Annotated in this window: 9 protein-coding genes; all 9 read right to left on the minus strand. The window is 59.3% G+C overall.

The genetic code is table 11. The features are described from left to right. Positions 1 to 80 precede the first annotated feature (80 nt). The gene (gene capA, locus FEE99_RS18285; RefSeq protein WP_064361164.1) at positions 81 to 2171 is read right to left on the minus strand and encodes a caprolactamase subunit alpha; all 2091 of its coding nucleotides are present in this window, start codon (positions 2169 to 2171) and stop codon (positions 81 to 83) included. A 35-nt stretch (positions 2172 to 2206) separates the two neighbouring features. After that, positions 2207 to 3886, minus strand: a complete 1680-nt coding sequence (gene capB, locus FEE99_RS18290; protein ID WP_230874308.1) for a caprolactamase subunit beta — start codon at positions 3884 to 3886, stop codon at positions 2207 to 2209. Between the two features lie 366 nt (positions 3887 to 4252). After that, entirely contained in the window at positions 4253 to 5626 is a 1374-nt protein-coding gene (ltrA, locus tag FEE99_RS18295) for a group II intron reverse transcriptase/maturase (RefSeq protein ID WP_049950174.1), read from the minus strand. Positions 5627 to 6125: 499 nt separating this feature from the next. Then, positions 6126 to 7298, minus strand: a complete 1173-nt coding sequence (locus FEE99_RS18300) for a porin (protein ID WP_031637015.1) — start codon at positions 7296 to 7298, stop codon at positions 6126 to 6128. 153 nt (positions 7299 to 7451) lie between these two features. After that, positions 7452 to 8813 carry a purine-cytosine permease family protein gene (locus tag FEE99_RS18305; protein WP_041025104.1) on the minus strand — a complete coding sequence of 454 codons (1362 nt, stop codon included), beginning with the start codon at positions 8811 to 8813 and terminating at the stop codon, positions 7452 to 7454. 646 nt (positions 8814 to 9459) lie between these two features. After that, positions 9460 to 10404, minus strand: coding sequence for an electron transfer flavoprotein subunit alpha/FixB family protein (locus FEE99_RS18310; protein WP_023662939.1), 945 nt, complete (start codon positions 10402 to 10404; stop codon positions 9460 to 9462). After that, complete coding sequence (locus FEE99_RS18315; protein WP_023048095.1) at positions 10405 to 11169, minus strand: electron transfer flavoprotein subunit beta/FixA family protein; 765 nt, start codon at positions 11167 to 11169, stop codon at positions 10405 to 10407. It abuts the gene before it with no gap. 56 nt (positions 11170 to 11225) lie between these two features. Next, entirely contained in the window at positions 11226 to 12464 is a 1239-nt protein-coding gene (locus FEE99_RS18320) for a CaiB/BaiF CoA transferase family protein (RefSeq protein ID WP_023048094.1), read from the minus strand. 26 nt (positions 12465 to 12490) lie between these two features. Further along, positions 12491 to 13693, minus strand: coding sequence for a 3-oxoadipyl-CoA thiolase (locus FEE99_RS18325; protein ID WP_023048093.1), 1203 nt, complete (start codon positions 13691 to 13693; stop codon positions 12491 to 12493). Positions 13694 to 13702 lie beyond the last annotated feature (9 nt).

Consider the following 13702-nt stretch of genomic DNA (forward strand, 5'->3'; position numbering starts at 1 on the left):
TAGTTATTATGAGGGCGGCACCAACGGTGAATGCCGTCGGTGCCGTTGTTACACAATCCTTTGTTAAAAATCCCTGACGGTCAATGACCGGGAGTCAGTTCATATGTGGCCGAGGGATCCAGACTGACCCGCCAGCCCGGTGGAACAAGGATGTTTGTGGTCGCTTCCTCAATCACACAGGGACCTTGAATAATCTGCCCTACTTCTATGCGGTCGCCGTTGTACACAGGCGTGTCCTGCCAATCGTCTTGCGCATTGAACAGCATCGGACGATGACCAGCCGGAATCGCGGCCGTTGCCTTGAGCGGGGTTGCAAGTTCAGGCATTGGTGGACGCTGTAACCGCGCGATCACCGAGCACTCTAGATTAACTAGTTCGACCGGGCTGTTAGGCTCACTGTAGGAAAACAGCGCCTTGTGCCGCTGGTGGAAGGATTCGCGCAGGGCCGCCAGGCTGCTACGGTCGAGCCGGTCGCAGCTCAGTTCGACGCTGCACTCGTGGATCTGTCCGAGGTAACGAATCTCCAGGCTGTACTGGCATTCAATACGATTGTCACCACCGAAACCATCGTCTCGCAGGTTCGTCATACCACGCTCGCGTAACTGCTGCAGGGCCTGGTTTAGTTGCTCCAAATCGACGAACTCGTCATCCAAACGCATCGGCAAAGTAGTCAGCTGATCATAGCGGATGTCAGAGAGAATCTGGCCGAAGGCGCACAGCCCCGAAGCCACCTTGGGAATCAGCACAACCTTGCTGCCGATTTCCTCAGCTAGTCGCATCACGTGCATGCCCGCTGCACCACCGGCACCGATCAGGGCGAAGTCACGGGGATCATAACCACGCTCAATGGACACGCGGCGGATACCACTAACCATGCTCAGGTTAACCAGGGTAATGATACCGACGGCCGCGCGCTCGACACTGATACCCAGCGGTTCGGCAATTTTACTGCGGATCGCATCGATCGCGGCTTGTCGATTTAGACGGATGCTGCCACCGAGCAGTGCACCATCAGCCAGATAACCGAGCGCCAGGTTAGCATCGGTTACAGTCGGCTCGACCCCACCCTTTCCATAACACACAGGCCCGGGGTTAGCCCCGGCACTGCGTGGACCGACCTGGAGCATGCCGAAGTCGTCAAGGTGGGCGATCGAGCCACCGCCGGCGCCAAGGGTTTCCACCTGAATCATTGGCACGCCGATACGGTAACGGAGGAAGTCGCTGTCTTTGCTGAAGTTGGTGCGACCGCCTTTGCTAAGAGTGATGTCGAACGAGGTACCACCCATATCGACGGTGATTACGTTGTCGATACCGAATGGCTGGGCCACGCACAAGCCGGCTTGCGGGGCAGATGCCGGACCGGAGTTGATCGCGTTGACCGCCCGCTCACGCATTACCACGCCAGGAGCCAGACCTCCGTTGGACTGGAAATAGCGGGTAGGCTGCTGCGCGCCCAGCTCCTCGAACAGCGCGTCGATGCGTTCGATATAACGACCCATCACTGGGCTAAGGTAGGCGTTGACCACGGTTGTCGAGGTGCGTGTGTATTCGCGAATCTGCGGGAACACCTCGTGGCCGCTGCAGACAAATACGTCAGGTAAAGCCGCACGCACCATAGCCATAGCGCGCTGCTCGTGACTAGGGTTGCGCACCGACCAGACGAAGGAGATCGCCACCGCCTGCACCTGTTGTTCGCGGAAGTAGTCGATGGCGGCATGAATCGCCGCCTCGTCTAGCGGGCTGAACTCGCTGCCGTCACTGATAATACGCCCGCCGATTGGACGGCGCAGGTGGCGCGGCACTAACATATGCGCCGGTGGATAAGTGGCGTCATAGCGATGGCCATCTTCTTTGTGGCCAAGGCGAATTTCCAGGCTGTCTTCATGGCCATCGGTACACAGCAGGCCCACCTTGACCCCGGTCTTTTCGATCAGTGCGTTGAGCGCCACAGTCGTCCCGTTGATGCACAGATCGCAGTCGGCAATGATCTCGGCTGGTGTACGGCCGAGGGCATCGGCGATTTGCGCCAGACCGTTGCGTATGGCCAGGGTGCCGTCATGTGGGGTGGACGGCGCCTTGAACAACTGCACGTTGCCCTGATGGTCGGCGAGGATGAAATCAGTGAAGGTGCCGCCGGCATCGATGCCCAGGCGATATTGTTGTTTGCTCATTTTCGAATTCTCTGCATTGCTCAAAGGGGCTGTGCTCAGTGCGCGGCTCGGTGTGCGTGGGTTGCGGCTTCATCGAGTTGGCCGTTGCCGTCAATCACTACGCCGTATTCAAGGCGCGCGCCGTCAATCGAGACCAAGCCGTTGCGCACATCGGCTAGAACCGTGGCCAGCGGACGACGTAGTGGGTCGCCATAGCCACCACCGCCCGGGTTGACGTTGATTACGCGCTCACCTGGTTGTGCGGTCAGCAGAGTGTTCTGGATGTAATGGTCTTCCTCACCGTCGACATGTCTATGGATCAAGCGGCCGAGCTTGGGCTCGAGCAGAACATTCTTCGCCCCTGCCGCACCGGCGGTAGGCAGCTGCCGGCCCTCACCGAAACCGACCACGGTCATGGCGTGCTTCAGCGGCTCGAGCTCCAGGCGAGTACCAGAGCCACCGCGGAATTCACCGGCGCCACCACTGTCGGTCATCAGGCTGTAGCGGTGTATCAGTACCGGATAGGAGTACTCAAGCAGTTCGATATCGCCGGACATCAGCGCGCCGAAGCAGCACAGCGGGCCGCAAGCAGGCCAACCATCCATAGCCTTGTTAGCGCCAGCGCCGGAGATGACCGAGGCCAGCACCATGGTCACATATTCATCGTTGTTGTTGCGTGGGTCGTGCCCAGCGATATTGATCCCGCTGGCATGCCCCCAGGAGGCGGTCACACGCTCCGGAGCCGCCTGTTCAAGGGCCAGACGCACGGCATCGGCGAGGGTTTCCATCGGAGTAGTGGTGCAGTTGACGTGCGGTGCCGGCTCCTGGGCGTTGCACAGAGTACCGGACGGGCCAAGGTCTACACTCACGCAGCGATAGAGGCCTTCATTGTAGGGCGGTGGCACCTGGGCGAACATCATCAGTCCGAGGTAAACCCCGGAGATCGAATTGCCCGCGTAGGAGTTGATGAAGTAAGGCACCTGCGGCGGGCTCTCTATCAGAACGTGCGCCTCGTCGCCGCGAATTTCCACCTGGGCAGTGATCGACAATTCTCCCAGACCATGACCGGAGTCTTCGAGAATGGCAGTGCCGCTGTAGAAACCGTCTGGCACATCACGCAACAATGCGCGCATATGACGGTCTGCCATATCTTTCAGCTCGGTAATGCACGCTCGGACCTGGTCGACGCCATAGCGATCGAGCAACTCGATCAGGTGACGCTCGCCCACGCTGCAAGCACCGTACTGGGCATTCAGATCGCCTTCTTGATAGGCGCGGGCGCGCATGTTGGTCAGCAGCAGGTTGATTACGTCTTCCCGGCGCTGGCCCTGGGCCCACAACTTGACAGGCGGGATGCGCAGGCCCTCTGCGTAGATTTCTTTTGCGTCCGGGTTGTAGCCGGCCGGTACCGGGCCGCCAATATCGGTCAGGTGGCCCTTGCAGACCGTCCAGAACACCAGCTCGCCCTTATAGAACACCGGTTTGTACATGCAGCAGTCGAGGATATGACTGCCCATGTAGGCTGGATCGTTATGATAAATAACATCGCCCTCGGCAATCTCATCACCGAAGAAGCCAGCAACGCATTTCATCGCTGGGATAAGCGAACCGAGATGAATAGGAATGTCCTGGCCTTGCAGGATCATTTCCGGGAGGTGATCGAAGAGTGCGTTGGAATAGTCGTGGGCGAGGTTGAACACGCTCGAGCGACTGGTCTTTTCCAGCGTCAGGGTCATTTCTCGCTGGGCTGTTTCGAGCGCACCGCGCACGACTGCCAGGGTGATCGGGTCTACTGTGTTCATGGGTCACCACAAATCTTGTTTTTGTCTGGGGAGGCGTGACGGATGTCTTGCCCACATCGCTAAGGTACGCGCGGGCCTAGCGGCTGGCTTGTCTTCAAGCGCACCGTTTTTTGGCCTGAAGTGAACTGTTTCTACTGGTGCATCTACTCAAGATCTAATGCCGGGAGGCCGGAACGCTGCGATCGGGTAGGAGGCGGCCTCACGGCCGCCGTCCTCCCACACCACCGTGCGTACGGTTCCGTACACGGCGGTTCAGGCCATGCGGTTAAGCCGATTGATCGTATCCAGTATCGAGACCAGTCAAAGTCTGTCCCATAGCTTCTTCGGCAGCGCCTGATTCATATGCGGCGCTCCTGAGTTCCACCACGGGCCTCGGCCATTGAAGGCCGACTTGCAGGCACGCTCCTCGCTCAATCCCAGGCGCATCAGGTTGCGCGCCCTCGTAGAGGGCTGCTTCCATTGCCGCCAGATGACACAGCGAAGTTTGTGCCTGACCCAGCCATCCAGCTCTTCCAGTGGACGCTTGCTCTGGCTGAGCTTGAAGTAGCCTGCCCAGCCTCGCAGCACCGGGTTTACCCGCTCGATGACATTCGCCATCTTGTGGCCCCGCACCCCTCGCAGCAGTTCCCTGAGACGGTCGCGCACACGGCGCAGGCTCATGGTTGCCACTCGCAGTCTAGGCTGCGAGTGCCAACTCATCCCATACCCCAGGTAGTCGCATTTCCACGACCCAGCCACGCGACTCTTGTCCCGATTCAGTCTCAGTTTCAGACGGTGATTCAGGAACCGCTCGACACTGGCCAGCACTCGTTCGCCAGCACGCGGACTACGGACATAAATGTTCGCGTCATCGGCATAGCGCACGAAGCGATGGCCTCGCCGCTCCAACTCACGGTCGAGTTCATCGAGCAGGATGTTCGACAGCAGCGGCGAAAGCGGGCCGCCTTGCGGCGCCCCCTCCTGCCGATGGCTGACAACCCCGCCCGACATGACGCCCGCTTCGAGGTAACGGCGGATGAGTCTGAGCACCTGTTTGTCTTCGACATGGCGCTCAACACAGAACATCAGGATGTCGTGGTTGACCCGATCAAAGAACTTCTCCAGATCGAGTTCCACGCAACACCTATGACCCGCCGCCACATGGGTGCGGGCCATCTCGACAGCCTGGTGAGCGCTTCTGCCCGGACGGAAGCCGTAGCTATAGTCCGAGAACAGCGGATCGAAGATCGGCGTGAGCTGTTGCAGCAGGGCTTGCTGGATCAGGCGATCCACGACACTGGGAATGCCCAGTTGCCGCATACCGCCCTGCGGTTTGGGAATTTCGACCGCCCGCACTGCCTGGGGATGGTATTCACCTGCCAGCAGCCTGACCTTCAGGATGGGCCAATACTGTTTCACGTAGCCTGCCAAGTCGGCGACCGTCATGCCATCGGCACCCGGCGCCCCCTTGTTGCTGACCACGCGCTGATACGCACGCTTGAGATTGAGCGGCGCAAGCACCCGCTCCATCAGCGTGTCCGGCTCCGCGTTCATCCACGTCACCGACGCCGCCGATACCTCTGCGCTGTCAGGCGTCATCCTCGGCCTCTGGCCGGGACTCGGGGTGACAGTCTTCTCTTGGAGAAATTTCTGCATTTCGGTTATCGACGAGACGCTGACGCCTACTGGCGGCATGACCTGTTCGGCCCTTGATGGCGTGGTTGACCGCCACTTACTACGGCCTCGGCTGACTTCTGCACGCCCATCCCGTCGCCTCTCGACAATCGGTAGCACAATGGCAAGCGTACAGATCTCCCAGGGTAATTCGCGCGACCTTCCTGCTTATGCCTGTCGGATCTACGTCGCAGCGTTCCGTGCAAGTATCGGGCTTTGGCGATTATGGCCACCTCACCCCGCTGCGCCGCCTCATCCGCTTCCTGTTCGTCAGGCCAGCATTTTGTCTCGGGCTTCCTTCAGATTCGCAGTCGCCCGCGACACCCTTGCCTTCAGCTAACACTTCCCCTTGCCGGGTGTGTAGAGGACTTTCACCTCCAAGTCGCCAGGCTCACCACCACAGTGAACCCGACAGCGCCAGTCACGGCGCTACGCGCCATGCCTGGCGCACCATAAAAAAACGCCAGCACATGGCTGGCGAAAATAGGAGCGTGAGTGGTTGCTAGGGGCGCTTATTGCCTCAGAAGTAGTAACCGATATTGGTATACAACTGGTTTTCCCAGCGTTCGCTACCGCCGGCGCCCAGGCTCTGGGTGTAGCTACCGCCACCGATGTAGGGATCGTGCTTGCCGTGCAACCACTCGACGGCGATCCATAGGTCTTTCAGCGAGAAAGATGTGCCAAGGATGAAGCGCTGGGAATCCTCGAAGCTGGACTCATCCTTGTCGAACAGGCTGTAGTTACCGTAAACCTTGACACCAGAGAGCCACCCGAGTGAGCCAGGAATGTCATAGCTGAGGTCGGCTACATAGAGGTTACCCTTGGCGGCAACGTTAAAGGTGCCGTCGAAGCTGCCGAAGCTAACCAGCTTGTCTCTGCCGGGATTCTCCGGGCTCATGTCCTGGCGAGTGGCTTGCAGTTGCACGCCCCAGGGGCCATTCTTGCCCGAGTAGTGGACTGCTAGGGCATTTCGGCGGCCGCTATCACGACTGTCCTGGTTCTGCAGCGTCGAGGTCAATGCCGAGGCGCCGATCTCCGACTGCCAGCTCCCAAGCTTTAGGTTGCGGGCCAGACGCCCGACTAAGATGTCGCGCTCGTGGTTATCGCTGCCGTCGACGACGTAGTCATCTGCCGTAGCAACACTGGTTGCATAGGTCCGCCCGCCGCGGCTTGTACCTTGACCCTGATCAGCCGGGCTTAGGTAGTAAGCGAGTTGGAAGTTCCAGTCATCCTGCTGCTGGATGTATTTAACACCAAGGTTCGCAATGTCTTCCAGGCCGATCACGCTGCCCAAGGTCAAGAAGAAAGTGCTGCCGGCATAGGGCAGCAGGCCGAACGGAATCTTGTTTAGTCCCACCTGAATCTGACGCGACTCATCGAACTTGTAGCCGATCCATGCATATTCGGCGAAGGCGATGTCACCGATCTTGTCGGTATAGTCGAAAGGGTAAGCGTCGCCATAGAAACGGTATTTAGCCGCGCCGATCCAACTATCGGAGTTGTAGGTAGCGGTGAGAAAGGCAGTATCGAAACTCAGCTTCTCGATATCCCGGTCGGGGTCGTAGTCGATACGCGCACGCACGGCGCCGCCAATGTCCAAGTTGTCATTGATAGCCACCGCACCTGCGGGTAGCGCGAGCGATGCCAACAATGGAAGTAATATGAGAGTTGCTTGTGGGTGCAGGTTGATCATTTTCATGAATTGGCTCTTAGCATTGTTAGTCTTTTTTTCAGCTACGCAGCACTAAGCCGCTGCGGTGTTGCGGCTTAGTTTTGGATCGGGTTTGGTAGCTGCAGCAAGTTGCCGGAGCCGAATACATCGGCCCGGTGGGCGCCGATATTGGTTTCAGCTGCAGCTGGTGCGGACAAACCAGCTGCGTTTGGCGCTGTTGAGTAGCAGCCAGTAGCTGGCGAACGCGCAGACAAAGGTCACCGGCGCTGAGAAGGTCGCCAGCGTTGCTCCGCCGAAATTCAGCAGCACTATCCCCAGGCCAGCGGCAAAGAACCAGGCGATCAAGCCGCACGGGTTGAAGGCGTTGACTCGTTCGAGAGCGAATTCAATATTGCCCTCGAACAGCTGGGTATATTTCGGCGAGAAAATATGCGCCAAAGCGATCGCTACCCAAGCCACTACAAAGATGCTCTGGTATGCCAGGGCTTGCAGAATGTAGCTGAACACATTGAGCAACATCATTGTGTAGACCACGATGCCAACTACTACGGCCCATGCCATATAAGGCACAGCCGCCAAGCCAAAACGGCCGAAGAACGCATGCATGTTGCTAGCGGCCATGAAGAAATTTGCGGTATTGATACGGGTCTGGCTGACCCAAACGAACAACAACCCCCAGATACCCATCAGCTCGACAATGGCCAGCACCACCGAGACCTCAGACAGGCCGCCCTCTGTGGGAATGGTGGCGGCGAGAAAGATGCCGACCAGACCGTTAATAAGAAAGGTGAAGATATAGAATGGTAGGCCGAAGTTAAATTTAGCGTGGTAGCTGGCGTCCTGCTTACGACCGAAGCGTGCGTAGTCCCAGGTGTACATCATGAGAATCCACACTCCCATGAAATAGGTGAAACAGTCCCACCAGCCATTACTTACTGGCCCGCTCTCAGGCCCCATTTCCAACCAGGCAGAACTGTAGCCGTATTCACCGACGGCCATCGCTACTACGGCAATCAGACCAATCAGGTAGAGCGGCAGCAGCACGCCATTGAACTTATCCAGCCAGGTCTGCACGCTACCGAACACCAGTGGCACGCTGTATAGCACCACTATTAGGCAGGCTTGATTGAGCGTGATGTCGGACACGTAGTGTTGGATAGCAATGGCGATCACCGAGCCTTCAAACACGCTGTAGTAGATCGCCGTGGCGAAGAAAATCAGGGTGGCCAGTGCTGCGCCGGCGCGTCCGAATAGCACCCGGGAGAAGAGTGCGACCGATAATCCGGTCTTAATGGCGTAGCGGGCAATGACCCCGTTGATGGCCGCATAAGTTACGACCGACAAGAGTAAGCCGATTATGGCATTCATCGTACCAAAGCTCATTGCCAGGGTGGCGGACACCACCAGCCAAAACATAGCACTGCAGATGGCCCACCAAGCCATCGTCAGTGAGCCTTTGCTCATGCGGTGTTCTTCCGGAACCGCGACGGTGCTGTAGTCGATACTATCGACCTGTTTTTTGATGTTTCCGGCCATGGCTCTTCTCTTGTTTTTGTAATGAGTGGAGTCATGATCATAAGTACTTCAGGCGGGCGACCACTTGCTGCTGAGCGCACTCTCTTTTGTCATACCTGAAGCTTCTTGCTCTCTGGAAGATGGCCCACCCAGACGAAACTCCTCCAGCGGAAAGCGATGAGAAAATCTCTCAGGCTGTCCAAGTCAGAATAAAAGACCTCAATGACGCTATGGCTTACATCTCTTTCCGAGAGAGCGTTATTAGCGAGCGAGTCACCTAACAACACCTACACTCAGCGTGATAGCCAGACAGACAACATAGCGCTTAAACGTTTCAAGCCAGTAGGACTACAAGCAAAGCACTCAATGACGGGCTCGAGGCCGATTCAATCTCGGCACAACCACCCTAAGCCAGCAACCAGCACTACATGCTACAAGAAGTCAAAACCGGGTACAAAACCGGGTACAAAGAATAACGAAAACAACCAGAATGCCTAAGCTCAAACGCTCAAGCATCAGACTTACCGCATAACGTGTAAGTCAAAAAATTGTCTTTCCCGCACGTCAACTCTATGTTTCAAATGCATTAGCCCTGAAACCCGCACGCCACTTGAGTATGCACGCATAGCACAATTCTATAGGTATTGCAACACATTCCTTTAGGGCTTCAGATCACTTGCTGCAACTGCGGCACGACCTCGAACAAGTCACCCACTAGACCGTAATCCGCCACCTGAAAAATCGGCGCCTCTTCGTCCTTGTTGATTGCCACGATGACCTTGGAGTCTTTCATCCCGGCCAGGTGCTGGATGGCACCGCTGATGCCGACGGCGATGTACAGCTGCGGCGCGACGATCTTGCCGGTCTGGCCAACCTGCATGTCGTTGGGCACGAAACCGGCGTCGACCGCAGCGCGCGAAGCACCGACGGCGGCGCCGAGCTTGTCGGCCAGGGCATACAGGTGCTTGAAGTTGTCGCCGTTCTGCATGCCGCGACCGCCGGAGACGACGATCTTGGCCGCGGTCAGTTCCGGACGATCGGACTTGGCCAGCGCCTCAAAGACGAAGGCCGAGATGCCGGCGTCGCCGCCAACGGCCACGGCTTCCACGACAGCACTGCCGCCTTCGCCGGCCACCGGATCGAAACCGGTGGCACGCACGGTGATCACCTTCACCGCCGCCGAAGACTGCACGGTGGCGATGGCGTTACCGGCGTAGATCGGCCGCTTGAAAGTGTCGGCGCTTTCCACGGCGATGATTTCGGAGATCTGGTCGACGTCCAGCTGGGCGGCGACGCGCGGCAGGATGTTCTTGCCGTTGCTGGTGGCGGCGGCGAGGATGTGGCTGTAACCCTTGCCCCCTGCTTCTTGAACAAGAGCAGCTACCAGCGGCGCAACGTTTTCCGGCAGCTGATGGGCGAAGGCGGCGTTGTCGGCCACCAGCACCTTGGCCACGCCGGCGAGCTTGGCAGCCGCTTCGGCGGCGGCGCCACAGGCGGCACCGGCAACCAGGAGGTGGATGTCGCCACCGATCTTCTGCGCAGCGGCCACGGTGTTGAGAGTGGCCGGCGCCAGGGCGGCATTGGTGTGTTCAGCGATAACCAGGATAGTCATTTAGATTACCTTCGCCTCGTTCTTCAGTTTCTCGACCAGTTCCGCCACCGACTTGACCTTGATGCCGGCCTGGCGGGCAGCCGGCGCTTCGACTTTCAGGGTCTTCACGGTGGACGCGGTGGCAACGCCCAGGGCGTCCGGGGTGAGCACCTCCAGCGGCTTCTTCTTGGCCTTCATGATGTTCGGCAAGGAGGCGTAGCGCGGCTCGTTCAGACGCAGGTCGGTGGTGACGATCGCCGGCAGGTTCAACGCCACGGTCTGCAGGCCGCCGTCGATCTCGCGGGTCACGTTGACCTTGTCGCCCGCCACTTCGACCTTGGAGGCGAAGGTGCCTTGGCCGAAGCCGGTCAGCGCGCCGAGCATCTGGCCGGTCTGGTTGTTGTCGCTGTCGATGGCCTGCTTGCCGAGGATCACCAGCTGCGGCTGCTCCTTGTCGACCACGGCCTTGAGCAGCTTGGCCACGGCCAGGGAGTTCAGCTCGTCAGCACCCTCTTCCTTGACAGCCTCGACCAGGATGGCGCGGTCGGCACCGAGGGCCAAAGCAGTACGCAGCTGCTCTTGCGCCGCCGTCGGGCCGATCGACACCACGACGATTTCACTGGCAACGCCCTTCTCTTTCAGGCGTACGGCTTCTTCCACGGCGATTTCGCAGAAGGGGTTCATCGACATCTTAACGTTGGCGAGATCGACGCCGCTGTTGTCCGCCTTGACGCGAACCTTGACGTTGTAATCGACCACACGCTTGATCGCTACGAGGACTTTCATAAAGGCTCCATGGGAAAAATTGCCCCGGCAAGCTGGCTGGCCGGGGCATGGCAGGTTCAGCGTTCACCAAGCTGTTCGATGATGCCTTGTGCCTTCAACTCGGCCAGGCGCTCATCATCGAGACCCAACTGGCGCTTGAGCACCTCATCGGTATGCTCACCCAGCATCGGCGCGGGGCGCAGGTACTCGACCGGTGTGCGAGACAACTTGATCGGACTGCCGACCGTGACGAAGTCGGCTTTCAAGGGATGGGGAATGTTGACCAGCATGTTGCGCGCCAGTATCTGTGGTTCGTCCAGCGCCTGGGCAATGCTGTTGATGGCCCCTACCGGTACGCCCTGCGGGTGAATGCGCCCTACCCACTCATCGGCGAGCCCTCCGAGAAAGTGACGCGACAGGATGGCAACGATCTCCTCGCGGTTGCTGACTCGGTCGGCGTTGCGCGCGAAACGCGGATCTTTCGGCAGCTCTGGCAGGCCGATGGCGTCGCACAGTGCGACGAACTGTGAGTCGTTGCCGCAGGCAATGATGAAGTCGCGATCACTGGCGCGAAACACCTGGTACGGCACAATGTTGGCGTGGGCGTTGCCATAACGCCCGGGCGGCTTGCCGGAAGCCAGATAGTTCTGGCTCTGGTTGCACAGTGTGGCGACCTGAACATCCAGCAACGCCATATCGATATGTTGACCAAGCCCGGTCTTTTCTCGGCTGAGCAGCGCAGCTTGGATAGCCACCGTCGAGTACAGGCCGGTCATCAGGTCCGCGAAGGCAACGCCTACCTTTTGCGGGCCGCCACCGGGCAGATCGTCGCGCTCGCCGGTGATGCTCATCATTCCACCCATACCCTGAATGATGAAGTCGTAACCCGGTTCTGCGGCGCGCGGCCCGGTCTGGCCGAAACCCGTCACCGAGCAATACACCAGGCGTGGATTGAGCGCAGCGAGGCTAGCGTAATCCAGCCCGTACTTGGCCAAGGAACCGGCCTTGTAGTTCTCGATCAGTACGTCGCAACTGGTAGCCAGGGCCCGCACCATTTCCTGCCCCTCGGGGCTGGCGATGTTTAGCGCCACCGACAACTTGCCGCGATTGGTGGACTGGTAATAAGAAGCCTCGCCGGTGGACTCGGCGTTCTGCCCCTTCATCCATGGCGGCCCCCAGCCACGGGTGTCATCACCCGCGCCCGGCCGTTCGATTTTGATCACTTCGGCACCCAGATCGGCCAGAGTTTGGCCGCACCAGGGACCAGCCAGAATGCGGCTCAAGTCGAGCACGCGATACCCAGTCAAAGCACCCATTTCATTTCACCTTTGCTTGCGCGCACTTACACACGCTCCATCACCATGGCGAGGCCTTGGCCCACGCCGATGCATAGGCTCACCACAGCGTAGCGTTTGCCGCTCTGTTGCAGCGCGCGAGCGGTGCTCAGGGCCAGGCGCGCACCGGATGCACCTAATGGGTGGCCGACGGCGATGGCGCCACCGTGTGGGTTTACCCGCGGGTCGTTGAACGCAACACCCAGACCTTTCAGGCAGCCCAGCACCTGGCTGGCGAACGCTTCGTTGATCTCGATAATGTCCATATCCGCCAGGCTGAGCTGCGCGCGAGCCAATGCCTTATGAATAGCCTCCACCGGGCCGACGCCCATAATGCGCGGGGCCACACCCACGGCGGCGGCCGACAGAATGCGCGCCATCGGAACCAAGCCGTGCCGTTCGCCCGCCGCGGCCGAGCCAATCAGCAATGCCGCCGCGCCATCGTTGACGCCTGATGCGTTGCCGGCGGTAACCACACCACCTTCGGAGAGAGGATTCAGGCGAGCCAAAGCGATCAGGTCCGATTGCGGGCGCGGGTGCTCGTCCTGCTCCACCACATTGGGTGGCGTCTTGCGCCCGGTGGGCACGCTGACCGCGAGCAGTTCTTCCTGAAAGAAACCTGCGCTACGTGCGGCTTCATAACGGGCCTGAGAGCCGGCAGCAAAGACGTCGGCCTCAGCACGGGAGATGCCGTACTCCTGAGCCACGTTATCGCCCGTTTGCGGCATGCTGTCGTTGCCAAACTCGGCGACGATCTTCGGGTTGGGAAAACGGGCGCCAATGGTACTGTCGAACACCGTCAGTTCGCGGCTATAGGCCGCTTCTGCTTTAGCCATGACAAAGGGTGCACGGGACATACTCTCCACCCCGCCGGCGACAAACAGTTCGCCTTCGTTACAGGTCACTGCGCGGGCGGCATCGATCACCGCCGCCAGACCACTGGCGCACAGGCGGTTAACTGTCTGCCCAGGTACGGTCACGGGCAAGCCTGCAAGCAGTGCGGCGTGACGCGCGATGTTGCGGCTGTCCTCCCCTGCCTGGTTGGTATTGCCCAGAATCACGTCCTCGATGGCTTCGCCAGGGATGGCGTGGCGAGCGAGCAATTCGTGGATCACATGGGCGGCGAGGTCGTCTGGGCGTACCGAAGCGAGTGCGCCGCCGTGGCGGCCAAATGGCGTGCGCAGTCCCGCGAAGATGTAGGCGTCGAGCATGGGAAAATC

The sequence above is a fragment of the Pseudomonas sp. ef1 genome, from assembly GCF_007293365.2.
In the GTDB taxonomy this organism is placed as follows: Bacteria; Pseudomonadota; Gammaproteobacteria; order Pseudomonadales; family Pseudomonadaceae; genus Aquipseudomonas; species Aquipseudomonas siliginis.

Excerpts from the sequence above, each read along its gene's own strand:
- capA (WP_064361164.1), bottom strand. The coding sequence starts at position 2,171 with ATGAGCAAACAACAATATCGCCTGGGCATCGATGCCGGCGGCACCTTC.
- capB (WP_230874308.1), bottom strand. The coding sequence starts at position 3,886 with ATGACCCTGACGCTGGAAAAGACCAGTCGCTCGAGCGTGTTCAACCTC.
- ltrA (WP_049950174.1), bottom strand. The coding sequence starts at position 5,626 with ATGCCGCCAGTAGGCGTCAGCGTCTCGTCGATAACCGAAATGCAGAAA.
- FEE99_RS18300 (WP_031637015.1), bottom strand. The coding sequence starts at position 7,298 with ATGATCAACCTGCACCCACAAGCAACTCTCATATTACTTCCATTGTTG.
- FEE99_RS18305 (WP_041025104.1), bottom strand. The coding sequence starts at position 8,813 with ATGGCCGGAAACATCAAAAAACAGGTCGATAGTATCGACTACAGCACC.
- FEE99_RS18310 (WP_023662939.1), bottom strand. The coding sequence starts at position 10,404 with ATGACTATCCTGGTTATCGCTGAACACACCAATGCCGCCCTGGCGCCG.
- FEE99_RS18315 (WP_023048095.1), bottom strand. The coding sequence starts at position 11,169 with ATGAAAGTCCTCGTAGCGATCAAGCGTGTGGTCGATTACAACGTCAAG.
- FEE99_RS18320 (WP_023048094.1), bottom strand. The coding sequence starts at position 12,464 with ATGGGTGCTTTGACTGGGTATCGCGTGCTCGACTTGAGCCGCATTCTG.
- FEE99_RS18325 (WP_023048093.1), bottom strand. The coding sequence starts at position 13,693 with ATGCTCGACGCCTACATCTTCGCGGGACTGCGCACGCCATTTGGCCGC.